Source organism: Ectorhizobium quercum (genome assembly GCF_026552795.1).
Lineage (GTDB): Bacteria > Pseudomonadota > Alphaproteobacteria > Rhizobiales > Rhizobiaceae > Ectorhizobium > Ectorhizobium quercum.
The window spans coordinates 231,488-258,082 of record NZ_JANFPI010000002.1 but is presented as its reverse complement, the minus strand read 5'-3'; the positions used below and the strand labels follow the sequence as shown (position 1 = coordinate 258,082).

Annotated in this window: 22 protein-coding genes; 12 read left to right on the top strand and 10 right to left on the bottom strand. The window is 64.3% G+C overall.

Going from position 1 to position 26,595, the window contains the following annotated elements; genetic code table 11:
* Window positions 1–88: 88 nt before the first annotated feature.
* A complete protein-coding gene (locus NOF55_RS05925; RefSeq protein WP_306410942.1) occupies window positions 89–1,096 on the bottom strand; it encodes a polysaccharide deacetylase family protein in 1,008 nt (335 codons plus the stop codon).
* A gap of 110 nt (window positions 1,097–1,206) precedes the next feature.
* Between NOF55_RS05925 and NOF55_RS05920 the strand changes: the two genes are divergently transcribed.
* The 3 genes from NOF55_RS05920 (at window position 1,207) to der (ending at window position 4,041) form a co-directional block, all read left to right on the top strand.
* Window positions 1,207–1,791 (top strand): NnrU family protein, encoded by a 585-nt coding sequence (locus NOF55_RS05920; RefSeq protein ID WP_306410422.1) that lies wholly within the window; start codon window positions 1,207–1,209, stop codon window positions 1,789–1,791.
* A gap of 153 nt (window positions 1,792–1,944) precedes the next feature.
* Window positions 1,945–2,616, top strand: coding sequence for a tetratricopeptide repeat protein (locus NOF55_RS05915; RefSeq protein ID WP_306410421.1), 672 nt, complete (start codon window positions 1,945–1,947; stop codon window positions 2,614–2,616).
* Window positions 2,617–2,625: 9 nt separating this feature from the next.
* A complete protein-coding gene (gene der, locus NOF55_RS05910; protein ID WP_306410420.1) occupies window positions 2,626–4,041 on the top strand; it encodes a ribosome biogenesis GTPase Der in 1,416 nt (471 codons plus the stop codon).
* Window positions 4,042–4,050: 9 nt separating this feature from the next.
* Here der and NOF55_RS05905 read toward each other — a convergent pair whose 3' ends face one another.
* Complete coding sequence (locus NOF55_RS05905) at window positions 4,051–5,094, bottom strand: glycosyltransferase family 4 protein (RefSeq protein WP_306410419.1); 1,044 nt, start codon at window positions 5,092–5,094, stop codon at window positions 4,051–4,053.
* Between the two features lie 133 nt (window positions 5,095–5,227).
* On the opposite strand from NOF55_RS05905, the gene bglA reads away from it, so the two are divergent.
* From bglA to NOF55_RS05880, 5 genes are all read left to right on the top strand, one after another.
* Entirely contained in the window at window positions 5,228–6,862 is a 1,635-nt protein-coding gene (gene bglA / locus NOF55_RS05900; protein WP_306410418.1) for a beta-galactosidase BglA, read from the top strand.
* A gap of 162 nt (window positions 6,863–7,024) precedes the next feature.
* On the top strand, window positions 7,025–7,333 hold the full coding sequence (locus NOF55_RS05895) for a DUF485 domain-containing protein (protein WP_306410417.1): 309 nt from the start codon (window positions 7,025–7,027) through the stop codon (window positions 7,331–7,333).
* Window positions 7,330–8,991: a cation acetate symporter gene (locus tag NOF55_RS05890; RefSeq protein WP_306410416.1), complete on the top strand. Its 1,662-nt coding sequence runs from the start codon at window positions 7,330–7,332 to the stop codon at window positions 8,989–8,991. Before NOF55_RS05895 ends, NOF55_RS05890 begins: the two co-directional genes overlap by 4 nt.
* Window positions 8,992–9,391: 400 nt before the next feature.
* The gene (locus NOF55_RS05885; protein WP_306410415.1) at window positions 9,392–9,700 is read left to right on the top strand and encodes a DUF485 domain-containing protein; all 309 of its coding nucleotides are present in this window, start codon (window positions 9,392–9,394) and stop codon (window positions 9,698–9,700) included.
* Window positions 9,697–11,367, top strand: a complete 1,671-nt coding sequence (locus tag NOF55_RS05880; protein WP_306410414.1) for a cation acetate symporter — start codon at window positions 9,697–9,699, stop codon at window positions 11,365–11,367. Before NOF55_RS05885 ends, NOF55_RS05880 begins: the two co-directional genes overlap by 4 nt.
* Before the next feature lie 234 nt (window positions 11,368–11,601).
* Here the strand turns inward: NOF55_RS05880 and ade are convergent, their stop codons facing one another.
* The 6 genes from ade to NOF55_RS05850 all read right to left on the bottom strand — a co-directional run bounded on the left by ade (window position 11,602) and on the right by NOF55_RS05850 (window position 17,713).
* Window positions 11,602–13,296, bottom strand: a complete 1,695-nt coding sequence (gene ade, locus NOF55_RS05875; RefSeq protein WP_306410413.1) for an adenine deaminase — start codon at window positions 13,294–13,296, stop codon at window positions 11,602–11,604.
* Between the two features lie 98 nt (window positions 13,297–13,394).
* Window positions 13,395–13,712 (bottom strand): ArsR/SmtB family transcription factor, encoded by a 318-nt coding sequence (locus NOF55_RS05870; RefSeq protein ID WP_306410412.1) that lies wholly within the window; start codon window positions 13,710–13,712, stop codon window positions 13,395–13,397.
* A 315-nt stretch (window positions 13,713–14,027) separates the two neighbouring features.
* Window positions 14,028–14,516: a HugZ family pyridoxamine 5'-phosphate oxidase gene (locus NOF55_RS05865; RefSeq protein ID WP_306410411.1), complete on the bottom strand. Its 489-nt coding sequence runs from the start codon at window positions 14,514–14,516 to the stop codon at window positions 14,028–14,030.
* A gap of 175 nt (window positions 14,517–14,691) precedes the next feature.
* Window positions 14,692–15,735, bottom strand: coding sequence for a choline ABC transporter ATP-binding protein (gene choV, locus NOF55_RS05860; RefSeq protein ID WP_306410410.1), 1,044 nt, complete (start codon window positions 15,733–15,735; stop codon window positions 14,692–14,694).
* Window positions 15,732–16,607 (bottom strand): choline ABC transporter permease subunit, encoded by an 876-nt coding sequence (choW, locus tag NOF55_RS05855; protein WP_306410409.1) that lies wholly within the window; start codon window positions 16,605–16,607, stop codon window positions 15,732–15,734. The genes choV and choW overlap by 4 nt, the downstream gene beginning before the upstream one ends.
* Before the next feature lie 143 nt (window positions 16,608–16,750).
* On the bottom strand, window positions 16,751–17,713 hold the full coding sequence (locus tag NOF55_RS05850) for a choline ABC transporter substrate-binding protein (RefSeq protein WP_306410408.1): 963 nt from the start codon (window positions 17,711–17,713) through the stop codon (window positions 16,751–16,753).
* Between the two features lie 214 nt (window positions 17,714–17,927).
* Between NOF55_RS05850 and NOF55_RS05845 the strand changes: the two genes are divergently transcribed.
* Window positions 17,928–18,938 (top strand): hypothetical protein, encoded by a 1,011-nt coding sequence (locus tag NOF55_RS05845; RefSeq protein WP_306410407.1) that lies wholly within the window; start codon window positions 17,928–17,930, stop codon window positions 18,936–18,938.
* A gap of 138 nt (window positions 18,939–19,076) precedes the next feature.
* Entirely contained in the window at window positions 19,077–20,192 is a 1,116-nt protein-coding gene (locus NOF55_RS05840; protein ID WP_306410406.1) for a DUF2333 family protein, read from the top strand.
* A gap of 60 nt (window positions 20,193–20,252) precedes the next feature.
* Here the strand turns inward: NOF55_RS05840 and NOF55_RS05835 are convergent, their stop codons facing one another.
* Window positions 20,253–20,771, bottom strand: a complete 519-nt coding sequence (locus NOF55_RS05835) for a TIGR00645 family protein (RefSeq protein ID WP_306410405.1) — start codon at window positions 20,769–20,771, stop codon at window positions 20,253–20,255.
* A gap of 250 nt (window positions 20,772–21,021) precedes the next feature.
* Between NOF55_RS05835 and NOF55_RS05830 the strand changes: the two genes are divergently transcribed.
* Window positions 21,022–23,247, top strand: a complete 2,226-nt coding sequence (locus NOF55_RS05830; protein WP_306410403.1) for a TonB-dependent hemoglobin/transferrin/lactoferrin family receptor — start codon at window positions 21,022–21,024, stop codon at window positions 23,245–23,247.
* Between the two features lie 52 nt (window positions 23,248–23,299).
* On the opposite strand, the gene NOF55_RS05825 is transcribed toward NOF55_RS05830, so the two are convergent.
* Complete coding sequence (locus NOF55_RS05825) at window positions 23,300–24,115, bottom strand: extensin-like domain-containing protein (protein ID WP_306410402.1); 816 nt, start codon at window positions 24,113–24,115, stop codon at window positions 23,300–23,302.
* Window positions 24,116–24,403: 288 nt separating this feature from the next.
* On the opposite strand from NOF55_RS05825, the gene NOF55_RS05820 reads away from it, so the two are divergent.
* A complete protein-coding gene (locus NOF55_RS05820; RefSeq protein ID WP_306410401.1) occupies window positions 24,404–26,593 on the top strand; it encodes an anthranilate synthase in 2,190 nt (729 codons plus the stop codon).
* Window positions 26,594–26,595: the final 2 nt, after the last annotated feature.

Below are 26,595 nucleotides of genomic sequence, written 5' to 3'. Positions count from 1 at the left end.
CGGCGCGGACGTACATGGAAAAGGGCGGCATGTCGGTGCCGCCCTTTTTCGTTCGCCAGTGCGTGAGGGGGGAGAGGAAAGGCCTCCGTCAGAGGCCGGCGTTGATGATGCCGTCCTTCCGGTTCTCTTCGAGCGACCGGATTGCCTCGCTGTAGGTCACGCAGGCGACGTCCGGCTTGCGGCAGACCTCGGTGGCGATGCGTTCCAGCGCGCGCCAGTAGGCGCCGCCGTTCATCTCGGTGAAATGGAAGCCGAGCTGGAGCGGGGTGCGGTCGCCGTCGTATTCCGTGTCGAAGGCGGCGCGGAAGGCGGCGTAGGCCCGTTCCTCGAAGGCAGGGGCGCCGGCCCGATCCTCCTTGGCGCCGGAATGGCGGACGTAGAGATTGTAGTCCATCGCGATCACCGGCCGGGCCTTCGGGCCTTCGGGAATGAGCGGCAGGCCGAACCGCACCAGCCCCTCCCGGCGGTGCGGCATCTGCGGGCCTTTGGTCACGCCGCTGGCGTCATAGGTAAAGCCCTCGGCTTTCAGCGCGGGCAGCAGGCCGGGGCTTTCCGACAGGTAGGGCGCCCGGAAGCCGCGAATGCGCGTGCCGACGAATTCCCGCCAGCCTTCCGGTTCCCGCCCGGCGGCATCGGCCGTCGTCCATGCGTTTTCCAGCACGCTGCGGAAGGCGGTGAACTCGGATCGCCATTCGGCAGCGCTCCATTTGCCGCCGTCGAAATGGCCGCAGGTGTGGCTGCCGATCTCGTTGCCTTCCTGCACGGCGTTCCAGATGTGGCCGAGGCGGGCGGCGGCCTCCTGCTTGTCCGGCGCGAAGCCGATGTTGGACCGGCCGGCTTTCATGCCGGGGCCCTTGTAGCTCTTGCCGGAATCCCGGTCGAGAATCATGGTGCAGGACAGGAAGTAGGTGAAATGCGCGCCGCTCCTACGGGCGAGATCGCGGCTCCATTGCCACATGGCGCTCGGGCCCGCGCCGTCGAAGGAGACGAGGACGAGCTGTTTCGGTTTGTCCTGCGCGGCCGCGGGCAGGGGAGTAAGAAGGCCGAGCGGCAGCGTGGCCGCGAGGCGGGCGAGTAAGCGAGCGATCCTGAACATCCGTGCAGAGAAAGGATGCAAATGGGGCGAAGGCATGGCCGCGCTGGCAATCCGCGCCACGGACAGGTAAGGCATGGTTTCCGTTTTCCTAACGTCCGGAGGTATCCGTCATGATCCTGCTCGTCGTCGGCCTTTTGCTGTTTCTCTGTCTTCATTCGGCGCGGGTGGTCGCGCCGCAGGCTCGAAGCGGGATCATCGCGCGGATCGGCGAGGGAGGCTGGAAAGGTCTTTATTCGCTTCTCAGCCTCGGTTTTCTCGTTCTGGTCATCTACGGCTTCGCCGTGGCGCGGGCCGATACACCCGTGCTGTGGTATCCGCCGGTCTGGACGCAGCATATCGCGCTGGTACTGATGCTGCCGGCGATGATCTGTCTTGCCGCCTCCTTCCTGCCTGCCGGCCACATCAAGGCGCGGGCGAAGTTTCCGCTGGTGTTGTCGGTCAAGATCTGGGCGCTTGCACATCTCATCGCCAATGGCGAGCTTTCGTCGATCCTCCTGTTCGCGACCTTCCTCGCCTGGGGCGTGGTCTTGCGCATCTCGCTGAAGCGGCGCGCGGCGGAGGGCGAGGTGACGCTGCCGGTCTTCGTCTCGGGCCGCTACGATGCGATTGCCGTCGTCGCCGGGCTGGCGCTGTGGGGCTGGATGATCCTCGGCCTGCACGAATGGCTGATCGGCGTCGCGCCGCTGGTGTTCTGACGCGGCCATTCCCGCAAAAGTGAGAGGCGGTTTCGCGTCCGCGGCCGCATTCCTATGAAAGATTCGCGAAAGGACGCTTACAAGCGCGGTAAAATCGGGTAGAAGGCGCCGATTATCAAGGCGACAACGCGAGCCAGCCGCGACGGAGAGACAATGGCAAACGAACACGACAGCTTTATCCGCGAGGTCAACGAGGAAATCCGCTCCGAACAGATGCGGATGTTCTGGGCCCGCTACGGCCGGATCGTGATCGGCGGTGCGGTTGCGGTCGTGCTGGCGACGGCGGGCTGGCGCGGCTACGAATACTGGGCCGAGCGTCAGGCTTCGGCATCCGGCGACCAGTTCATCGCGGCGCTGGCGCTGGTGCGCGACGGCAAGACCGCCGAGGCCGAGGCCGCGCTTCAGGCGCTGGAAAAGGACGGTGCCGGTTCCTATCCGGTTCTGGCCCGCCTGCGCGCCGCGACGCTGCTTGCCGAAAAGGGCGAGGCCGCCGGCGCCATCGCGGCCTTCACCGCGATCGGCCAGGACGGGTCCGTTCCCGACGTCATGCGCGACACGGCCCGCCTGCGTGCCGCCTACCTTCTGGTCGACACGGGCAGTTACGAGCAGGTCGCGGCGGAAGCCGAACAGATCGCCGTTCCGGCCAATGCGCTGCGCCATTCGGCCCGCGAGGTGCTTGGCCTTTCCGCCTACAAGTCGGGCGACATGGTCAAGGCGAAGGACTGGTTCGAGCAGACCGCGACCGACGCGCAGGCGCCGAGCAACGTCGCCAACCGCGCCCGGATGATGCTCGATCTCATCAATGCCTCGGGCAAGGCCCCGTAAGGAACGCTCATGAGCTTCACAGTCGCCATCGTCGGGCGTCCGAATGTCGGTAAATCCACGCTTTTCAACCGTCTGGTCGGAAAGAAGCTCGCGCTCGTCGACGATACGCCGGGGGTGACGCGCGACCGCCGCCCGGGCGACGCCAAGCTTATCGACCTGAGGTTCCGTATCATCGACACCGCGGGTCTGGAGGAATCCGGCCCCGAGACGCTCGAGGGCCGCATGCGCGCCCAGACGGAAGCGGCCATCGACGAGGCGGACCTGACGCTGTTCGTGGTCGATGCGAAGATGGGGCTGACGCCGGTCGACAACGCGCTGGCCGAAATGCTGCGCCGGCACGGCAAGCCGGTCGTGCTGGTTGCCAACAAGTCGGAAGCGCGCGGTTCGGATGGCGGTTTCTACGATTCCTTCACGCTCGGCCTCGGTGAGCCGGTCCCTGTCTCCGCCGAACACGGCCAGGGCATGATCGACCTGCGCGACGCCATCGTCGATGCCATCGGCAAGGACCGGGCCTTTCCGCCGGAAGAGGACGTGGCCGAGACCGATGTCGTCATCGCGAAGACGGAAGACGAGGAGGACGAGGAGCCGGTCTACGACGAGACGAAGCCGCTGCGCGTCGCCATCGTCGGGCGCCCGAATGCCGGCAAGTCCACGCTCATCAACCGCTTTCTCGGCGAGGACCGGCTTCTGACCGGCCCCGAAGCGGGGATCACGCGCGATTCCATCTCGGTGGAATGGGACTGGCGCGGCCGCACCATCAAGATGTTCGATACCGCCGGCATGCGCCGCAAGGCGCGCGTGACGGAGAAGCTCGAAAAGCTTTCGGTGGCCGACGCCCTGCGCGCCATCCGTTTCGCCGAAACCGTGGTGATCGTATTCGACGCGACCATTCCCTTCGAGAAGCAGGATTTGCAGATCGTCGATCTCGTCGTGCGCGAGGGCCGTGCGGCGGTGCTGGCCTTCAACAAGTGGGATCTGGTCGAGGAGCCGCAGGCGGTGTTGGCCGAGCTGCGCGAGAAGACCGAGCGGCTTCTGCCACAGGCGCGAGGCATCCGCGCCGTGCCGATCTCCGGCCAGACCGGCTACGGCCTCGAAAAGCTGATGCAGAACATCATCGACACCGACAGGGTGTGGAACAAGCGCATCTCGACGGCGAAGCTCAACCGCTGGCTGGAGGCGCAGCAGGTGCAGCATCCACCACCGGCCGTGTCCGGGCGCCGCATCCGGCTCAAATACATGACGCAGGTGAAGGCGCGCCCGCCGGCCTTCATGATCTCCTGCACGCGCGCCGACGCGCTGCCGGAATCCTACACGCGATACCTGATCAACGGGCTGCGCAACGATTTCGACATGCCGGGCGTGCCGATCCGCATCCATTTCCGGGCATCGGAAAACCCCTTCGAGAACAAGCGCCGCAAACGCTGAGCGTCAGGCTTACTCAGCCGCGACCGGCAGGAGCCTGTCGCCGTTCGCCATCATGACGTTGTCGAAGAACTGGCGGGTGGCGGCTTCCCATGAATAGGTGAGGGCGAGATCGCGCGCCGCCGTGCGCGAGCAGCGCTGGAGCGCGGTCAGGCAGGCGGTCCGGAGATCGTCGTTCAGCGCGCCCGCTTCCGGGTGGCCGCCGAGAATGTCGGCGGGACCCGTGACCGGATGGGCCGCGACGGGGACGCCGCTGGCCAGCGCCTCGAGAATGGTGTTGCCGAAGGTGTCGGTCTTCGAGGGGAAGACGAAGACGTCCGCCTGCGCATAGGCCGCGGCCAGTTCCCGGCCGAATTTCGCGCCGGTGAACAGAACGTCCGGATAGCGCCGTTCCAGCGCCGCCCGCACCGGCCCGTCGCCGACGACGATCCGGGAGCCGGGCAGGTCGAGATCGAGGAAGGCGGGAAGGTTCTTTTCGACGGCGACGCGCCCGACGGTCATGAAGATCGGGCGCGGCAGGCCGAAGGGCCTGTCCTCCAGCGGCCGGGGGGTGAACTGGCCGGCGTCGATGCCGCGGCTCCAGCGGGCGAGATGCCTGAGGCCGCGTCCGGCCAGGTCGCGCTCGAGGCTGTCAGTCGCCACCATACAGACATTGCCGGAATTGTGGAACCAGCGCATGAAGGCGTGCAGCCAGCCTTCCGGCACCGGCCAGCGGGCGGAGACATATTCGGGAAAACGGGTGTGGTAGCTGGTGGAGAAAGGCATGTGGTGGGCAAGGCACCAGTGCCGGGCCATCAGGCCGAGAGGCCCCTCCGTCGCGATATGCACATAGGAGGGCTGATAGCTTTCGATCAGCCGGGCGACATTGCCGTAGAGCGTCACCGCCAGCCGGATTTCGGGATAGGTCGGGCAGGGGATGGAGCGAAAATCCCGGGGCGTGACCATCGAGACGTCCAGCCCCATCCGGGTGAGTTCGCGATTGGTGTTCTCGATGGAACGGACAACGCCGTTCACCTGCGGATACCATGCGTCGGTGACGATCGTGAGTCGGGTCATAGGGCCATCTTTCGTTCGGCCTGCTTATGCGTCGCGAATGTTACAACGGCATGTCAGCCCTTTTGTGGCCTGTTCATCGCCGCGCAACGCTTTTGGCGATAAGCTTGGCCGATATTCACGGAGACCCGGCAGCATGACGAAACAGACGGAATGGTGGCGCGGCGCGGTGATCTACCAGATCTATCCGCGTTCCTTTCAGGACCAGGGCGGCGACGGCATCGGCGACATTCCCGGCGTCACCAGCAGGCTGGAGCATGTGGCCTCGCTGGGCGTCGACGCCATCTGGCTTTCACCCTTCTTCACCTCGCCGCAGGCGGACATGGGTTATGACGTTTCCGACTATTGCGACGTCGACCCGATGTTCGGCACGCTGGCCGATTTCGACGCGATGATGGCCGAGGCCCATCGCCTCGGCCTGAAGGTGATCATCGATCAGGTCATCTCGCACACGTCCGACCAGCATCCGTGGTTCAAGGAAAGCCGTGCCAGCCGCGACAACCCGAAGGCGGACTGGTTCGTCTGGGCCGAACCGAAGCCGGACGGCACGGCGCCCAACAACTGGCTTTCCGTGTTCGGCGGCCCGGCCTGGGAATGGGACGGCACGCGCAAGCAGTATTACATGCACAATTTCCTTACGAGCCAGCCGGACCTGAACTTCCACAATCCGGAAGTCCAGAACGCCGTTCTGGAAGCGGCGCGCTTCTGGCTGGACAGGGGGGTGGACGGCTTCCGCTTCGATACCGTGAACTACTATTTTCACGACCGGAAACTGCGCGACAACCCGCCGCTTTCGGAAGAGGGCGTGTTCGGCCTCGACGCCCCGGACGTCAATCCCTACGGCATGCAGAACCATCTCTACGACAAGACGCAGCCGGAAAACATCGGCTTCCTGCGCCGGATGCGGGCGCTGCTCGACCAGTACGACGACCGCGCCACGGTGGGAGAGGTGGGCGACGGCGCCCGTTCCCTGCAAACGGTTGCGGCCTATACGCAGGGCGGCGACAAGCTCAACATGTGCTACACGTTCGACCTGCTCTCGCCCGATTTCACTCCCGGGCACATCCGCCGCTCGGTCGAGGGCTTCTTTCGGGCCGTGAGCGACGGCTGGGTCTGCTGGGCCTTTTCCAACCACGACGTCGAGCGGCATGTGTCTCGCTTCATGGAAAGCGAGGCGGAACGGGAGAGCATCGCGAAACTAGCCCTGACGCTGATCGCGACGCTGAAGGGGTCCGTCTGTCTTTATCAGGGCGAGGAACTGGGGCTGCCCGAGGCCGACCTCGCCTTCGAGGACCTGCGCGATCCTTACGGCATCCGCTTCTGGCCGGCCTTCAAGGGGCGCGACGGATGCCGTACGCCGATGGTGTGGGAAGCGGGGCGGGCACATGGCGGCTTTTCCACCGCCAAGCCGTGGCTGCCGGTGCCTTACGAGCATGCGGTTCTGGCGGTCGACGCGCAGGAGGCCGATCCCCATTCCGTGCTTCATCACTACCGGGCGGCGCTCGCCTTCCGCAAGGCGCATGGCGTGCTGCGCGACGGGTCGATCACCTTCCTCGACGCGCCCGAAGGCGTTCTGGCCTTCGTGCGCGAAAACGACACGGAAAAGTTGCTGTTCGTGTTCAATCTGGGGCGCGAGGCTGCGTCCTTTCTCATCCCGCCGGAACTCGGCAGGACGGTGCCCGTCGCCATTCCGGCCGCTGCGGTGCGGGAGGCGAACGGCAGGGTCGATCTGGATGCGTTCGACGTGTTTTGCGCCGAATGCCGCCGATAGCGGCCTTTCAGGCCTGAAATCCACCGGATTCGCGACTTTCGTCTGGCGACTTAAGTCAGAAGACCTAAGTCGGATTTCGCGGCGCACTCTCCCTTGGTATCCCATTCGACGGAGGCTTCCGCCACAGGCGGGGGCGCGTTGGGGCAGAATCGGGGGAGTTTCATGCAACCGGCATACGAGAAAATCGCCAGCGATCCGCGCTTCGCGGAACTGGTCTCCAGGCGCAATCGCTTCGCGGTTTCCCTGTCGTTCATCGTGCTGGCCGTGTTTTCGGCCTTCATTCTGGTGGCGGTTGCCGGCCACGGCCTGTTTTCCGCTCCGCTGGCCGAAGGCTCGCCGTGGACCTGGGGCATCGTCGGCGGCTGGCTCATCCAGATCTTCGCCTTCCTGATCACCGGCGTCTACACCCTGCGGGCCAATGGCGAGTTCGACAGCCTGATCAAGTCCATCGTCGTGGAGGCCACGGGATGAAGCGCCTTTCCGTCGCTCTTTCCTGCATCGTCTTCAGCGCCCCGGTCGCTCATGCGGCCGGCGAGGCCATCACCGGCGCGGTCGACAAGCAGCCGGTCAACGTCGTGGCCATCATCATGTTCCTCGCCTTCGTGGCGGGCACGCTCGGCCTGACCTACTGGGCGGCGCGCCAGACGCGCTCGACCTCAGACTTCTACACCGCCGGCGGCGGCATCACCGGTTTCCAGAACGGGCTGGCGATTGCCGGCGACTACATGTCGGCCGCCGCGTTCCTCGGCCTGTCGGGCATGGTGTTCGGCAAGGGCGTCGACGGCATCTTCTACACGGTCGGCTGGACCGTCGGCTGGCCGCTGATCCTGTTCATGATCGCCGAGCGCCTGCGCAATCTCGGCCGCTTCACCTTTTCGGACATCACCTCCTACCGCCTCGACCAGACGAGCATCCGCTCGCTTTCGGCCTTCGGCGCGCTGTCGGTCGTGATCTTCTATCTCATCGCGCAGATGGTGGGCGCGGGCAAGCTGATCCAGTTGCTGTTCGGCCTGGACTATGCCTATGCCGTCATCCTCGTCGGCGTTCTCATGGTGCTTTACGTCACCTTCGGCGGCATGCTGGCCACGACCTGGGTGCAGATCACCAAGGCCGTGCTGCTGCTCGGCGGCTGCACGGTCCTCGTGCTTCTCTCGCTGTGGCACTTCGGTTTCGATCCGAGCGCGCTGATGAACTCCGCCCTTGCCAACCATGCGGCGGGCGAGACCATCCTGCTGCCGTCGTCGTCGATTTCCGATCCGCTGTCGGCCATCTCGCTCGGTCTGGCGCTGATGTGCGGCCCGGCCGGCCTGCCGCATATCCTGATGCGCTTCTTTACGGTTCCGGATGCGACGGCTGCCCGCAAGTCGGTGTTCTACGCCACAGGATTCATCGCCTATTTCTTCATTCTCGCGGTCATGATCGGCTTTGCCGCCATCACCATCGTCGGCACCAACCCGGCCTTCCTCGATACCGCCGGCAATATCCTCGGCGGCGGCAACATGGCGGCTATCCACCTGTCGAAGGCCGTCGGCGGCGATGTCTTCCTCGGCTTCATCTCGGCGGTGGCCTTCGCGACGATCCTCGCGGTCGTCTCGGGCCTTGCGCTTGCCGGCGCCTCCGCCGTGTCGCACGACCTCTATTCCGTCGTCATCATGAAGGGCAAGGCTTCGGGGGCGCAGGAAATGCGCGTCTCGCGCATCGCCACGCTGTTCCTCGGCGTCATGGCCATCGTGCTCGGCCTCGTCTTCGAAAACCAGAACATCGCTTTCATGGTCGGTCTCGCCTTCGGTCTCGCGGCGTCGGTCAATTTCCCCGTGCTGTTCCTGTCCATCTTCTGGAAGGACATGACGTCGCGCGGCGCGCTCATCGGCGGCTTCCTTGGCCTCGCCAGCGCCGTCACCTTCGTGGTTCTCGGTCCGGCGGTCTGGGTGGCGGTCCTCGGCTTCGAACGGCCGATCTTCCCCTACGAGCAATATGCACTGTTCTCGATGACCATCGCCTTCACGAGCATCTGGTTCTTCTCCGTCACCGACAGGAGCGAACGGGCGAAACGCGACAAGGCCGGCTTCCAGGAGCAGTTCATCCGCTCCGAGACGGGGTTGGGTGCCGCTACCGCCGCCGCGCATTGATGTTGCGTCGCAAAGACCCGATTTTTCGCAAGTCTTTGCGATATCAATATCTTGGACCCATTCCGACTTAAGTTTAACGACTTAAGTCGGATTTTTGCATTGCGATAGGACTGATAAGCAACCCAATGCGGCTGCCGCCGGAATGGCGCAGGTGCAGAGCCATTCGGCTTCTGGGAGGAGGAGAGGGATGCGGGCGCCAGCGCCCGTATCGACAGGCGGAACAGGCAGGGGCGCACTATGTCCGCAGGCTGCCGCCGCGGCGGATTTCTTCCTGGATGGATTGCGTGCCCGGCGGAAACGATGGTTTCGCCACGGCGGTTTTTCGTTCAGGACGGTTCGCCCGACATTCTGCCCGCCCCAGGCGCCGAGCGGCTTCATTGGATTAATTCGGGAGAGTTCCATGCAGCCTGCTTACGCAAAAATCGCCGGGGACCCGCGTTTCGCGGACCTGGTTTCCAGGAGAAACCGCTTCGCCGTTTCCCTGTCGCTCATCGTGCTGGCCGTGTTTTCGGCCTTCGTTTTCGTCGCCGTGGCGCTGCCGGGCTTCTTCGCTGCCCGTCTCGGCGAAAGCTCGCCGTGGACCTGGGGGCTGATCGGCGGCTGGCTCATCCAGATCTTCGCCTTCCTCATCACCGGCGTCTATACGCTGCGCGCCAATAGCGAGTTCGATCCGGCCGTCAGGGCCATCGTTCAGGAGGCGACCCAGTGAAGCGGATCGTCCTTCTCCTTGCCTCCTCTCTCGTCTGTCCCGCTCTTGCCGCCCCGGCGTTTGCCGCAGGCGAGGCGATTTCGGGTGCGGTCGAAAAACAGCCGGTGAACGTCACTGCGATCATCATGTTCATGGTCTTCGTCGCCGGCACGCTCGGCCTGACCTACTGGGCGGCGAGCCGCACGCGCTCGACCTCCGACTTCTACACTGCCGGCGGTGGCATCACCGGCTTCCAGAACGGCCTTGCGATTGCGGGCGACTTCATGTCGGCGGCCTCCTTCCTCGGCATTTCCGGCATGATCTTCGGCACTGGCGTCGACGGCCTGTTCTACGCGGCGGGCTTCACCATCGGCTGGCCGCTGATTCTGTTCATGATCGCCGAGCGCCTGCGCAATCTCGGCCGCTTCACCTTTTCGGATATCACCTCCTACCGGCTGGAGCAGACGCGCATCCGCTCGCTTTCGGCCTTCGGGGCGCTCTCCGTGGTGCTGTTCTACCTGATCGCGCAGATGGTGGGGGCGGGCAAGCTGATCCAGCTTCTCTTCGGCCTCAACTATGCCTATGCGGTCGTTCTGGTCGGCGTGCTGATGATGCTCTACGTCACCTTCGGTGGCATGCTGGCCACGACCTGGGTGCAGATCACCAAGGCCGTGCTGCTTCTGGCCGGCTGCACGGTCATGGTGTTCCTCGCGCTCCGCCATTTCGGGTTCGATCCGGGCCGGCTCATCCAGAGCGCCGTCGACAACCATCCGCGCGGGGAAGACATGCTGCGGCCGTCCCCGACGCTGGCCGATCCGCTGAACGCCATCTCGCTCGGCCTGGCGCTGATGTGCGGCGCCGCCGGCCTGCCGCATATCCTGATGCGCTTCTTCACGGTTCCGGACGCTGTCGCGGCGCGCAAGTCGGTGTTCTACGCCACGGGTTTCATCGCCTATTTCTACATCCTGACGATCACCATCGGCCTCGCCGCGGTGACGATCATCGGCACCGACCCGTCCTTCTTCGATGCGGCCGGAGGGCTGCTCGGCGGCGGCAACATGGCGGCGGTGCATCTGGCCAAGGCGGTGGGCGGCGATGCCTTCCTCGGCTTCATCTCGGCGGTCGCCTTCGCGACGATCCTCGCGGTCGTCTCGGGGCTGGCGCTCGCCGGCGCATCCGCCGTGTCGCACGACCTCTATGCGAACGTCATCATGAAGGGCACGGCCACCGGCGCGCAGGAAATGCGCGTGTCGCGCATCGCCACGCTCGTCATCGGCGTTCTCGGCATCGTGCTGGGTCTCGCCTTCGAGAACCAGAACATCGCCTTCATGGTCGGCCTCGCCTTCGGCGTGGCGGCGTCGGTGAACTTCCCGGTGCTGTTCCTGACCATCTTCTGGAAGGACGTCACGACGCGGGGCGCGTTCATCGGCGGCTTCCTCGGCCTCGTCTCGGCCATCGCCTTCGTGGTGCTCGGCCCGACGGTCTGGGTGGCGCTGCTCGGCTTCGAGAAGCCCATCTTCCCCTATGAGCAATATGCGCTGTTCTCGATGACGATCGCCTTTTCCGGCATCTGGTTCTTCTCCGTGACGGACAAGAGCAAGCGCGCTGCACTGGACAAGGCCGGCTTCCCCGAACAGTTCATCCGTTCGGAAACGGGCCTCGGCGCTGCGGCGGCATCCGCGCACTGAGCAGGAGAGGTAATCGAAAAGAGGAAGCCGGGGTGCAAACCCCGGCTCACGCTGCCGGCAAGGTCCACACACCTCTCTCGTCATGGTCGGGCTTGACCCGACCATCCACCGCGGCGCTTGCGGCTTGGAGCCTTGGGGCTCGAGCTCGAGGGTGACGAAAAAGGATGGGACAGGGGGCCGCCAGTAATCTTGGCCGGGGTGAAAGCCCCGGCTTTTTCATGTCATGCGTCCGTTTCAGATCAGCTCGAACTTGTCCACGTCCACCAGTCCGCGGTCCGAGATCTTCAGGTGCGGGATGACCGGCAGCGGCAGGAAGGCCACTTGCAGGAAAGGTTCGGGAAGGGTGGTGCCGAGTGCGTATGCCGCCTGGCGCAGGCCGTGCAGCGTGTCGCGCACCGCTTCGTAAGGCGCGGTGCTCATCAGTCCGGCGACGGGCAGGGCGATCTCGCCCGTCACCTTGCCGTCTTCCACGACGACGAAGCCGCCCTTGATCTCGCCGAGCCGGTTGACGGCAATGGCCATGTCTTCCGCCGAAACGCCGACCACGCAGATATTGTGGCTGTCATGGCCGACGGTGGAAGCGATCGCGCCCTTCTTCAGCCCGAAGCCCTGCACGAAGGCGTTGGCATGGTTGCCGTTCTTGCCGTGTCGCTCGATGACGGCGACCTTGATGATATCGCGGTCGAGGTCGGGCACCGTCTCGTTGCCCTCGGAGGGGAGATGGAAGCGGCGGAATTCGGTGATGATCTTGCCGGGCAGGACGCCGAGCACCGGCACTTCGCCTTCCGTGACCGGCACGGCGAAATGACCGGCCTTGACCGGCCGTGCCCTGACGCTGTCGAGGCCGACCGGGGCGACCGGCCTGCGGGTGGAAAAGAGCGCGTCGTTCACCTCGCGGCCGGCGGAGAAGACCAGTTCCGCCTTGCAGTTCTCCAGGCTGTCGATGACGACCAGGTCGGCGCGCCAGCCCGGCGCGATCAGGCCGCGGTCGCGCAACCCGAAGGCGCGTGCGCCGGAAATCGAGGCGGCGCGATAGACGGCGAGCGGCTCCACGCCGTTGGCGATGGCCTCGCGGATCATGTAGTCGAGATGGCCCTGCTCGGCAATGTCGAGCGGGTTGCGGTCGTCGGTGCAGAGGGCGAGATAGGGCGACAGCCGCTCGGTGATGATCGGCAGCAGGGCGTGCAGGTCTTTCGAGACCGAGCCTTCGCGCACGAGGATGTGGACGCCCTTGCGGATCTTTTCCAGCGCTTCCGGCACGTTGGTGCATTCATGCTCGGTGCGGATGCCGGCGGAAAGGTAGGCGTTGAGCCCGTAGCCGGACAGAAGCGGTGCGTGGCCGTCGATATGCTGGCCCTGAAAGGCTTCGAGCTTGGCGATGCAGCCGGGGTCCTTGTGGATGACGCCGGGAAAATTCATGAATTCGGCCAGGCCGATGACCTTGGGATGATCGCGGAAGGGCAGGAGCTTTTCGATGGGCAGGTCGGCGCCGGCGGTTTCCAGATGCGTGGCCGGCACGCAGGAGGAAAGCTGGACGCGGATATCCATGATCGTTTCCAGCGCCGACTCGAGGAAGAAGCGGATGCCTTCCTCGCCCAGCACATTGGCGATCTCGTGCGGATCGCAGATGGCGGTCGTCACGCCGTAGGGCAGGACGCAGCGGTCGAATTCGTGCGGCGTCACGAGCGAGGATTCGATGTGGAGGTGGGTGTCGATGAAGCCGGGCACGACGATGCGGCCAGTGATGTCGATCTCGCGGGCACCTTCATACACTTCGCCGACGCCGACGATGGTGTCGCCGCACACGGCGATGTCGGAGGCGACCAGTTCGCCGGTGACGAGATCGAAATAGCGCCCGCCCTTGAGTACGATATCGGCGGGGATGCGCCCCGCGCCCTGATCGATTCGACGTTCAAGTCCGCTCGTCATGCCTGTCTCCATTTCCGTAATGACAGCGGGACATTAGAACATGGGAGCGAAGCGTGTGAAGCCGCTTTCGACATTCATGGGCGATTGCGCGGGCGGCGTCAGGCCGCCGTCTTGCTGCCCGCGGACGGCGCATAGATATCCGCCAGCGTGCGCAATATCATGAGAACCGCTTCGGAACGGGTCGAGTAATAGATCGTCTGCGCGTCGCGCCGGGTCGTCACCAGCTTCTTGGCGCGCAGCTTCGAGAGGTGCTGGGAGAGCGCCGACTGGCTCAGGCCGACGCGCGTGGCAAGTGCGCCGACGGCCATCTCGCCTTCGAGGAGGTTCAGCAGGATCAGCAGGCGCTTGGGGTTGGCCATCGCCGAAAGCAGGCTGGCAATCTCCACGGCATTTTCCGACAGATGCATCATTGTCATGATCTATGACCCCCTCCACAGAACCACACGGCTTCGACTGCAACGGAACCGGCTGCGGTTTCCATCCCCGACACGGCCGATCCGGGTGCAACCTTAACAATCCGGTTTCGTGTTTGTATACACACAAATCCGTATCGCGCCGCAGCTTTATTTGCATCGGATGCGGCTCTATCGGTTGAAAAACCCTTGACTGCCGGTCGGCTTGGTCGCCAAGGGCATGAAATTATTTCAATCTAAGGTTGTTAATCTTTGGCGCCAAATGTTAAAAAATCTCCGTTCGAGGCGGGTGCCCCGCACAAGAGCGGCTCCGGCGATTCATCCTGCAAGATCGTCCGGCATCAGCCAGAATGCCTTGCCGAATCCTCCGTTGAGGGCGGCCTTCTGCGGCACGAGACGGAAGAAGCTGAAATCCGGGAAGTCGATATAGAGCTTCGACTTCGGATGACGTTCCAGAAACCGCTCGCGAAGCGATGCGTGTTCCTCGCCGTCGCGCTCGACCTGCTGCGCCAGGCACTGGACCGTCATGCGCGGATGCACGAGCGGGTCGCCCTTGCCGGCTGGTTCGCCGACGAGCAGCGAGCAGCGCGGATCGTTGAGGATGCCCTGCGTGTGGGCGGACAGTCTGGAGGCCAGGATGACGGGCGTGGCCTTGTCCGTTATCACGAGGATGCGGCTGACCGAGGGAAAGCCGGTTTCCGGATCGATGACGCCGATCGACGCATAGCGCGCCTGGGCAAGCAGAGTGCGCGCCAGTTCCCGGGCTTCGTTGTCGGTGTCTCTGATGACGGCTGGTTTGTCTGCCACGGCGATTGTCCCGATGAAATGTCGACCACTTTATACATCGGCTTCCGGCCTTCTGTAACAGGAAGCTGCCCGCTGCGCTGATTTGTCGTCCAGGGTCAAGAATGGTCGCCAGCCGGACCGCAATCCGAAACCTATGCGCGACGGGTTCGTGATGCCGCGAACGGGCCGCGAGCCCTCAGCGCCGGCGGTAGCGGCTAAGGCCGCGCACGACGTCGTTCGAATCGATGGCGCCCAGTATGCTGCCCTTGTCGACGACGCCGATCACGCCGGGATGGCGGGCGAGGGCATCGATGACGTCGGCGAGCGGCGTTTGCGGCTGGGCCGTGGCCGCGACCCGGGCCGTGCGGTCCTGCGGAATGCCGGGCCGCATGACGTCGGCGGCGGTCAGCAGGCTGATGGGATTCATGCCGGCGATGAAATCGGCGACGTGCTGGTTGGCGGGATTGTCGAGAATGTCGCGCGGCGTGCCGCACTGGACGATGCGGCCGCCGTCCATGATCGCGATGCGGTTGCCGATGCGGAACGCCTCGTCGAGATCGTGGCTGACGAAGATGATGGTCTTTTTCAGGCGGCGCTGGAATTCGAGAAGCTCGTCCTGAAGACGGGCGCGGATCAGCGGGTCGAGCGCGGAAAACGGTTCGTCCATCAGGAGGATCGGCGCCCGGGTGGCGAAGGCGCGGGCGAGGCCGACGCGCTGCTGCATGCCGCCGGAGAGTTCACTGACCTTGTGGGAGCCCCAGTTCGTGAGGTTGACCAGTTCAAGCTGCTCGTCGACGGCCCGCCTGCGCTCGCTGTCGGCAACGCCGGCGAGCTCCAGCCCGAAGCCGACATTGTCGGCCACGGTTCGCCAGGGCAGGAGCGCGAATTGCTGGAACACCATCGACACGGTCGAAAGCCGCAGGTCCCTCAGCACCTTCGGCGAGGCCTTGTACGGATCGACCGGACCCCGGGCCGTCTGGACCGTCACGCTGCCGCGCACCACCGGCGCCAGCCCGTTGACGGCGCGCAGGAGCGTGGACTTGCCGGAGCCGGACAGGCCCATCAGGACGAGGAGTTCGCCCTCCTCGACGGTGATCGACGCGTCGAGCGCCCCGGCGATCAGCGAGGTGCGGGTGCTGATCTCGTCGCGGTCCATGCCCTGGTCGATCAGCGGGAAAGCCCTCTGCGGCCTCGCGCCATAGACGATGTCGATATTCTTCAGGACGACGGCGTCGGTCATAAACGGTCTTTCCAGAAGCTCAGCGTCCGTTTGGGCGGCGCCTGGCCGGGCACGCGCAGCATCCGGTCGAGGATGATCGCCAGGATCACGATGCACAGGCCGGCTTCGAAGCCGCGGGCGATGTTCACCGTGTTGAGGGCGCGCACGACCGGCACGCCGAGGCCGTTGGCTCCGACCAGGGCGGCGATGACGACCATCGACAGCGACAGCATGATGGTCTGGGTGAGGCCGGCCATGATCTGCGGCATGGCATAGGGAAGCTCGACCTTGCGCAGCACCTGCCACGGCGTCGCCCCGAAGGCGACGGCGGCTTCCTTCAGCGGTTCCGGCGTGGAGACGATGCCGAGCCGCGTGAGGCGGATCGGCGCCGGCACCGCGAAGATCACGGTGGCGATGAGGCCGGGGACCATGCCGAGGCCGAACAGGATCAGCGCCGGAATGAGATAGACGAAGGTGGGAATGGTCTGCATCAGGTCGAGAACGGGCCTGAGCGCCGCGTAGATCCATTGGCGCCGCGCTGCGGCGATGCCGATGGGCATGCCGATGAGCATGCAGACGGCGGTAGAGGCCAGAACCAGCGCCAGCGTTTCGGTCGTTTCCTTCCAGTATCCCTGGTTGAGGATCACGAGCAGGCCGAGCACGGTGAAGACGGTGACGCCGATGGAGCGGCGATACCACCAGACGAAGACGGAGAACACCGCAATCGCGACGAGCGGTGGCGGCGATTGAAGACACCAGAGGATGCCGTCGATCGCGCGGCCGAGCCCGAGGGATGCCGCATCGAACGCCCAGCCGCCATGCGCCGTCAGCCATTCGACGAAGGCTCTCGACCAGGGGCCGATGGGTATCTTCGTTTCAGTCAGCCAGTCCAATATCGTGTTCCGCCTTCGCTCGTAGCGCCGGTCCTTGGATCATTTCCGTTTTTCCCCAACTCGCGAAAATGCTCCAACTCTTTGTTTCTACGCATTTCCGGACGCAAAGCAGCGTGTCGCACTTTTGCTGGAAATGCTTCGGGTCAGAGGCCGAGCGCCGTCTTGACGGCGGCAAGGCCGTCCTCGCCGGAACGGGAGGTGACGCCCGCCAGCCACGGCTCGATGGCGGCGGGGTTGGCCTTCAGCCACTCGGCCGCAGCCGTTTCCGGTTCCTCGCCATCGTCGAGGATCTTCGCCATGATCTCGTTTTCCATCTCCAGCGTGAAGGAGAGGTTGCCAAGCAGTGCGCCGACATTGGGGCATTCGCCGGTATAACCGGCGCGGACATTGGTGAGAACGGTCGCGCCGCCGAGGTTCGGGCCGAACACGTCGTCACCGCCGGTCAGGTAGGTCAGCTCGAAATTGGCGTTCATCGGGTGCGGTTCCCAGCCGAGGAAGACGACGGGCTTGCCTTCCTTCTCCGCCCGGGCGACCTGCGCCAGCATGCCCTGTTCGGAGGATTCCACCACATCGAAGTCCTTCAGGCCGAAGGTGTCGTTCTCGACCATGCCGAGGATCAGTCGGTTGCCGTCATTGCCGGGCTCGATGCCGTAAATCTTGCCATCGAGATCGTCGCTGTGCGTGGCGATGTCCTTGAAATCCCTGATGCCGAGTTCGGCGCCCCTGGCATTGGTGGCAAGTGTGTATTTCGCGCCCTGAAGGTTTTCGCGCACCGTCTCCACCGAACCGTCTTCGCGATAGGGGGCGATGTCGGCCTCCATCGTCGGCATCCAGTTGCCGAGGAAGACGTCGATATCCTTGTTCTTCAGCGATGCGTAGGTGACGGGGACGGAGAGCAGCTTGGTTTCGGTCTGGTAGCCGAGGCCCTTGAGGATGACGGAGGCGGTTGCGGTCGTCGCGGCGATATCCGTCCAGCCGACGTCGGAGAAGCGCACGGTGGCGCAGCTTTCCGGTTCGGCGGCCAGTGCGCCCGTCGCAAGGGGGCTGGTCGCAAGGCCGGCGACGAGAACGGCCAGCGCGGCGCGGCGCGAGTGAGATGCAATCATTGTCCCTTGTCTCCCGATGGTTCGTCCAGCCGCGCTTGTAGCAAGGATGGCCGGAGCCGGAAAGAGCGGCATCCGCCTTTCCGCTGCCATTACAGCCTGCGCACCCTGCTGTCACCGGAAAAGAACGCCGGCGGCGTGGCTGGCAGGCCCCCGGACGTCTCCGGGGGGATACCGTTTTCGGCCGGCCTCGGCTAAAAGGAGGGGATCGATCCGCATGCCGTTACCCGAGGAGAATGAGTTGCCGGAGCCGGTTTCCGACATGATAGAGGCGCATCTTGCCGGTGCGCGGCAGGCCTCCGCGACGTTTCTCGAAACCGTCGAACTGGCCGCCGCCGCGCTCGAACGGCTGGAACGCGACGGCAAGGGCGAGGACGGCAGCGGCGAGGAGCGCATGGCGGCGCTGCGCCTGCACGCCGCTGCGCTGGAAGCCGCATTGCTGGAACTGGTGTTCGCGACGGAGGCGGCGATGGACGGCTTCATGTCGGATTTCGAACGGATCAGGCGTTCGGAAGTGGAGCGTGCCCGTTCGCCGTTTCTGCGCAGAAACCGCCCGCTGGTGGTCGTTTCCGATCATCGGGCCCTGGCGGCGCTTGCCGACGAGATCGAAGGCGGATTTGCGCACATCGAAGCCGTTCTCGACATGCTGGAGGGAGAAAAGGCCACGCTCCGGCGCTGTCATGCTCAGGCCGACGCCGTTGTGGAACGGGCAATCGAGCGGCGGCGGACGGCATTGACCGATCTGGAAGCGGCGCGGAGGAGGGCCGGGGAGCTGCGGTTGCCGCTGACGGAAGCCGTTCTTTTGCTGTCCACCGCCGATGAGGGGGACCGCGCAGCGCTTTCCAGGGAAAGGGAGCGGCGGCAGGCAGCACTCGACGAGGCGCGGACGGACGAGGCGGGATGCTTCGCGCTCTATGAGGCCAGGGACCATCTGGCGGCGCTGTCGGTCCACTACACCGATGCGCTCAATGCCGGGCTGGCGGCGCGCACGCTGCTTTCGGAAAAGCTGACGATCGAACTCCAGCGCGGCGTTCTTCTTCATCGGGCGGTCATCGCCGGCGGCGAGGCGGACACCGTTTCCACAGCGGTGGGTCCCGTCGCCACGATGCGGGCGCTGGCGCAACAGGGCATCCTGACCCATGCCGAGACGATGCGCCGCAAGGCGGCGATCGACGACGCGCTTGCCCGGCGTTTCGGGGCCGTTTCCGGGCCGCGCAGCCGGGCCTGAGCGCTCTTCGCAATGGGTCCGGTTTACCGTTCCGCAGGCATTCGGTGAAAAGGCGCGGGGCCGCTGTTGTCAGGCGCGCGGCGGAAGCCTATCTCATGGGGAGAGGCCGTTCGCCCGCGCACGCTACAGGAGAAACTGATGCTCGACCCCGTTTTCGCCTTGTTCCGAAGCCTCTGGGCCGGCATCCGACGTGTCTGCGGGCTTGTCGTGGCGGCGCTCGTCTGGCCGTTCATGGCCGTACACGGCTGGTACAGGGACCGTGGACTGCTTCACAAGGCGATCGTCGCGGCCATTCTGGCCATCGTGCTGATCTTCTATGGCGCCTTCGTCTGGCAGACGCAGCGCTGGACCGGCTTCGATCCCGATTTCATCGCGAAATACGAGCTTGCCGCGCGTCCGGCGATCGCCGGGCAGGAAATCCCCTCGACGACGGGCGCAAGGGTCTGCCAGACATCGGCCATCGTCGACGTGACTGCCGACCTGATCGATTTCAACGTCAACCAGAATGGCTGGGTTTCGTCGATGCTCGCCTACCGGATCGGCCTGTTCGGCGTCGACTGGGATCATACGCCCTTCTTCGACAACAAGGCGTCGTTCCAGCGCGGGGTGAACCAGGCCATCCGGCGCACTGCGGTCGAACTCGTCGATTCGCTCGGCCGCGTGCGCGGCACATCGGGCGTGAACCAGGACCTCCAGAACGCGCGCGGCAACATGCAGTTCGACGAATATTCCTGGTATTTCGGCCTCGATCCGTTCGGGCCGAAGACGCCGACGCCGAGCTATTATCGCGCCGCCGAATCGAGCCTGCGCAAGTTCAACGCGTCGCTGGAGAACTGCTCCTCGACCTTCGACACCCGCGCCGACAACTTCGTGCAGTTCATCGACCGCATCGCCAACGACATTGGCTCGACGTCGGCGATCCTGGCCGAGCGCGCGGAGTTCCACAATCGCGGCTGGTTCGACTTCCGCGCAGACGACCGCTTCTGGTTCGCCTACGGGCAGCTCTACGGCTATTACGGCGTGCTTTCGGCGGCGGGCGCGGATTTCTCGCAGGTCGTGCGCGAGCGGAACCTGACGCAGCTGTGGAGCGATACGTTGACCCAGACGCGCGCCGCGCTCAACATCCAGCCGTGGATCATTTCCAACGGCCGGGAAGACGGGATCATCATGCCGTCCCATCTGTCGACGATGGGCTTCCGAATCCTGAGGCTGCGCTCCAACCTGGTCGAACTGCGCAGCGTTCTCGACCGCTGACGCCTTGCGCCGCAACGGACGGGGAAAGGCCGCATGCGTGCCCATGCGGCCTTTTTCTTTTCAGAGCTTCTGCTTGCCGGCGGCCTTGACCGAGGCCATGACCTTTTCGAGATAGCCGAGCATGACGGCTGAAATCACGAAGGCGATGTGCATCAGCGTCAGCCACATGATCCTCGAATCCGAGTACTGGCTGGAGTTCAGGAACACCTGCAACAGGTGGATCGAGGAAATGGCGACGATGGAGGAGGCGACCTTGATCTTGAGGCTGCCTGAGTCGAGCTTTCCGAGGAAGGACACGTCGGCGTCGGTATCGTCGAACCGGCTGACGAAGTTCTCGTAGCCGGAAATCATGACCATCACGATGAGGCTGGCAACGAGTGCGGCATCGATCAGGCCGAGCATGGCGAGGATCATCTCGGCTTCGCCGAGGGTGAAGACGTCGCCCGCCACCTTGATGAACTTGTAGGCGAAGGACACGGCATAGACGGCCAGCGCCGCGACGAGGCCGAGATAGAAGACGACCAGCAGCCAGCGGCTCGAAAGGATGATCCGCTCAACGAGGATTTCGAGTGATTTCATGGAAGTGCAATGTCTCCGGTTGCGCTGCGGTGCAAATAGTGCGCGGAACCGGGGTTTCGCAAGGGGGCGCTTTCGCAGTTGCGAAATGTGTCCGAATTTTGCAATTGTAATCTTGACTTCCTCAGTCACCTTATAATACGTCACGAAATTGTAACTTGAGATTATGACTCAAGATAATTTCGCCGACGGGGCCTGTCGATGTCACGCGATCCCACCCCCGAAAGGCATGCGCCGCACAGGGGAAACATACATGAATTACCGGAATTTTCGGGTTGCGCTGCTGGCCTGCACGGCCATTTCTGGTCTGACGGCATCCGGCGCGGCCGTGGCGCAGGAAACGCAAGCCGCCGCTGACAGCCCGGTTCTGAGCACGATCGTCGTGAAGACGACGGGCAAAACGGCACGCCAGAAGCTCCAGGAGGGGGCTGCCGATACGCCCCTGGCATCGACCACGACGGCGCAGACGCTTCGCGAGAAGGAAATCGGCAGCATCAAGGATCTCGGCAACACGACCGAGCCGGGTGTGGATTTCGTCGACACGAAACCGGGCAAGCCGGGCGGCCTCTATATTCGCGGCCTCGGCCAATCGCGCGTCGTAACGCTGGTCGACGGCATTCCGATTCCCTATTTCGAGAATTTTGCCCGCGCCGGGACGGCGACCAGCAGCTTCAGCGACTCCAATTCCAGCTTCGACTTCTCCTCGCTGTCGACGGTCGACGTGCTGCGCGGTGCCGATTCCAGCCGTGCCGGTTCCGGCGCTCTGGGCGGCGCACTGGTTCTGCGCACGCTCGAACCGGAGGACGTGATCGGCGAAGGCCGTGACTGGGGTGCCATCACCAAGTCGGGCTTCGACAGCAGGGACAAGAGCTTCGGCGGCTCGGTGGCCGTGGCGAAGAAGATTCAGAACACCTCCATTCTGTTCCAAGGTGCTTATCAGCGCGGCGATGAAAGCCGCACCAAGGGCGATGTCAATGTCATCGGCCCGACCCGGACCAAGGCCAACCCGGCCGATTACGACCAGAACAACCTGCTGTTCAAGCTGCGTCAGGACCTTGAGGGCGGGCATCGCGTGGGTGTGACCCTGGAGCGTTTCGAACGCGACACGGACACCGATCTCCTGACATTGCACAATACCTATTTCCCGTACACGGGATGGGACGACACGCTGCGCGAACGCGTGTCGCTCGACTACGGCTACGAAGCTCAGTCGGCCGACGCCCTTATCGACGCGGCCCAGTTCACCGCCTACTGGCAGCGTTTGTCGAAGGAAGCGGGTTCCGAAGGAAACGTCATCAGCAGCGGTGCAGCCTATGAGCGCGAGGACAGCTACCGGCAGAGCGCTTTCGGTCTGACAGGAGGGTTCATATCGAGCTTCGAGTCGGGTTCTCTCGATCACACCGTCCGGGTTGGCGGCAATTTCGAAACCTTCGATTTCAAGGAATATCTGTACGCGCTCGGAGGGACTTCCTCGGCCGACATGCCAAAAGTCGAGGGGAATCGTCTGGGCCTTTATGTCGAGGATGAAGTCGCTTTCGCCGAGACGGGCTTCAAGCTGACGCCCGGTCTCCGGTTCGACTGGTACGATTACGATCCGAGCGGGTCCACCTCGACGAACAGCGGCTACAATACCTTCGGGCTGCCGAAGGGGCAGGACGGTTCGCGCTTCTCGCCGAAGCTGCTGGCCAGCTACGATGTCACGCCTGAACTCCAGGTCTTTGCGCAGTGGTCGACGGCCTATCGCGCTCCGACGGTGAACGAGCTTTACCTGAACTTCTCCAATATCAGTTCCGGCTACGCGGTGCTTGGCAATTCCGATCTGAAGCCCGAAACCAGCAACGGCTTCGAGATCGGCGCGAAATACGAGGGGGACGACCTCACTGCCGGCCTGAACCTGTTCCATAACAGGTATCGGAACTATATCCTGAACGAATCGACGACGACTGACCTCTTCACCAGTCCGTGGACCGGTGGTCAGGGAACGCTGTTCCAGTACCGCAACGTCGCGCGTGTCGAGATTTCCGGTGTCGAAGCGAAGATCCGCAAGGAATTCGCCAACGGTTTCTTCACGCATGCCTCTCTTGCCTACGCCTATGGCAAGAACAAGGAGGATGGCACACTGCTCAGCTCGGTCGCGCCGTTCAAGTCCATTGTCGGCATCGGTTACGAACAGGAAAGCTGGGGCACGGAACTGACCGGCATCTACTCCAGCCGTGCGCGTGACGACAACAAGACCACGACTTACGATGCGCCGGCCTACGCCATCGCCAACCTCACCGGCTGGTGGGAACCGGAGCAGGTCAAGGGGCTTCGCGTGCAGGCGGGCGTCTACAACATCTTCGACAAGAAATACTGGAACGCGATCGCCGCGCGCGACGTCAATCCGGGTTCGAATTCTGTGGTCAATGCGAACCAGCCGGTCGATTTCTATTCGGAGGCGGGGCGCACGTTCAAGATTTCGCTGACGAAGCGTTTCTGAGCGATCCACGTTTCATCGAACGAGGGGCGGCTCACGGGCCGCCCTTTTCGATTCACCGGCAGTAGCGATAGCCGTTCTTGCGTTCGATGATGTCGAGATGCAGATGGTCCTGATGGGTGGCGTCGCTGCCGGGGGAGAGGACGGTGGTGAAATAGAGGCAGGCCGAGGCCGTGAGGCTGCGCTGGAAGGCGCCGGCCATGTCGCCGTCCTCGCGGCGTGGTTTCATGGTGAGGGTTTCCCCGTCCGAAAAGGTGACGGCGGAGATGTCGATGGCGTTGCCTCTGGCATGTTCGGAAACCTTGCCCGTCTGCTCGGTGTTGCGGTTGCGGCAGACATAGGAGGAGGCGTTGGAGAGCGCGGTGATGCGTTTGCCGGGAAAGGCCTTGCGCGCAACCGGGACGGCGATCTCGCGCGTCCATTCGACGACGCTCAATGCCGCCGCACAGCGCAGCACTGCCGGCGGATCGAGGCGCAGGCCGGGGGCCGGTTCGGAAAGCTCGATCGGGTTTTCGATGCCGCAGGCGCCCGGGCCGCTCTGCCTGGGGAGGGTGCGGAAAACAGCGCCGCTTTCCTCCAGGGTCTTGATGCAGGCGGAAAGCTCTTCGGCATTCTCGGGCTCCTGCCGGGCGCCTGCGTCGTCCTTGCCCGATGTTTCCGGCTTTTCCTCCAGCACCGGTTTTTCCTCCGGCACGGGTGCCTGCGCGGCGGGCGGAGCATCGGGCATGCCGGTTTCCGGCGTCTCCGGCTTCGCCTCGGGCGCCGGGGCCTGCTCCTGAGCGGGCTTTTCCTCCGGCACCGGGCCGACGGGCGGCGGCGCCGCCGAGGCGAGGAAGACGAGCGCGGCAAGGGCGGATGCGGATTTCAGCATGGCTTGTTCCTCTTCTCGTCCTGGAGAAACGCGTGGGGCACCGGATCGGTTGCGGTGCAATTGCCCGGGCGCGCGACAATTGCCGCTTGCGTTCCCCTTTCGTCCACGCTAACAATTTCCGTCATGATGAACGTGTCCGTGAACATTGCCAACTGGTGGCGGGTCTGCTCGAAGCGGCCTTGATCAGTTGTGTCCACGGACCAGACAACAAGCCGCCCGGAATGTCAGGCGGCTTTTTTCGTATCCGGCCGTCTGACCCGGGCGTTCGGATGATGGAGAGACGAAAAAATGGTAACGGTGATTGAAAGCGATGGTGCCGAGGCCTACGAGACGCGCGGCGGCATCAGGGTCCGGCGCAAGCGCCGCGAGGTGCCGTATGAAGGCGCGGTCGACGCCTATGTCGCGAAACTGGACGAGCGGCGCGGCGCGGTTTTCTCATCCAACTACGAATATCCGGGCCGCTACACCCGCTGGGACACGGCCATCGTCGATCCGCCGCTCGGCATATCCTGCTTTGGCCGTTCCGTGTGGATCGAGGCCTATAACGAGCGCGGCGAGGTTCTGCTCTCCTTCATTTCCGAACGCCTGAAGGCGGTGGAGGACGTCGTGCCGGGCGCTGCGACCACGCGGCGTATCGACCTTACGGTGCGGGAGCCCGACCGGGTTTTCACCGAGGAAGAGCGCTCGCGCATTCCGACGGTCTTTTCCGTTCTCCGCGCCATCGTCGATCTTTTCTATTCGCAGGAAGATTCGGCCATCGGCCTGTTCGGTGCCTTCGGCTACGATCTCGCCTTCCAGTTCGACGCGATCAAGCTGAAGCTGGACCGGCCCGGGAACCAGCGTGACATGGTGCTCTACCTGCCGGACGAAATCCTCGTCGTCGACCATTATTCGGCCCGTGCGTGGGTGGATGCCTACGATTTCGGCAAGGATGGTCTGACGACCGCCGGCAAGAGCGCCGAAATTCCCGCCGATCCGTTCCGCAAGACGGATACGATTCCGCCGCGCGGCGACCATCATCCCGGGGAATATGCGTCGCTGGTGGTCAAGGCGAAGGAAAGCTTCCGCCGTGGCGACCTGTTCGAGGTGGTTCCCGGCCAGAAATTCATGGAGCGCTGCGATAGCCGGCCCTCCGATATTTCCCGCCGCCTGAAGACCATCAACCCGTCGCCCTATTCCTTCTTCATCAATCTGGGCGAGCAGGAATATCTGATCGGCGCGTCGCCGGAAATGTTCGTGCGCGTATCCGGCCGCCGCATCGAGACCTGCCCGATCTCCGGCACGATCAAGCGCGGCGACGACCCGATCGCCGACTCGGAACAGATCCTCAAGCTGCTGAACTCCAAGAAGGACGAGTCCGAACTCACCATGTGCTCGGACGTCGACCGCAACGACAAGAGCCGGGTGTGCGAGCCGGGTTCGGTGAAGGTCATCGGCCGCCGCCAGATCGAGATGTATTCGCGCCTCATCCACACCGTGGATCATATCGAGGGACGGCTGCGCGACGGCATGGACGCCTTCGACGGCTTCCTCAGCCATGCCTGGGCGGTTACGGTCACGGGAGCGCCCAAGCTCTGGGCGATGCGCTTCATCGAGAACCACGAGAAGAGCCCGCGCGCCTGGTATGGCGGCGCCATCGGCATGGTCGGCTTCAACGGCGACATGAACACGGGGCTGACGCTGCGCACCATCCGCGTCAAGGACGGCATCGCCGAAGTGCGGGCCGGCGCGACGCTGCTGAACGATTCCAATCCGCAGGAAGAGGAAGCCGAGACCGAACTGAAGGCCTCGGCCATGCTAGCCGCCATCCGCAATGCCGGGAACGCCGACAATGCAGCCGGCCGCGGCGGCGCCAACCGGGTGGGGCAGGGCGTGAAGATCCTGCTCGTCGACCATGAGGACAGCTTCGTTCACACGCTGGCGAACTATTTCCGCCAGACCGGCGCAACCGTGACCACGGTGCGCACGCCGGTGGCGGAAGAAGTGTTCGACCGGCTCGACCCCGACCTCGTGGTGCTTTCGCCGGGACCGGGCAATCCGAAGGATTTCGACTGCAAGGCGACGATCAAGCGGGCGCGGGCGCGCGACCTGCCGATCTTCGGCGTCTGCCTCGGCCTTCAGGCGCTGGCGGAAGCCTATGGCGGCGAATTGCGCCATCTTGCCGTTCCCATGCACGGCAAGCCCTCGCGCATCCGCGTTCTGGAACCGGGCATCGTCTTTTCGGGGCTCGGCAGGGAGGTGACGGTTGGCCGTTACCACTCCATCTTCGCCGATCCGTCGACGCTCGACCGGAATTTCATCATCACGGCGGAGAGCGAGGACGGCACGATCATGGGCATCGAGCATGCCCGGGAGCCGGTGGCGGCGGTGCAGTTCCACCCCGAATCCATCATGACGCTGGGCGGCGAGGCCGGCATGCGGATGATCGAGAACGTCGTGTCGAAGCTGTCGCGCAAGGCGAAGACCAAGGCGGCGTGACC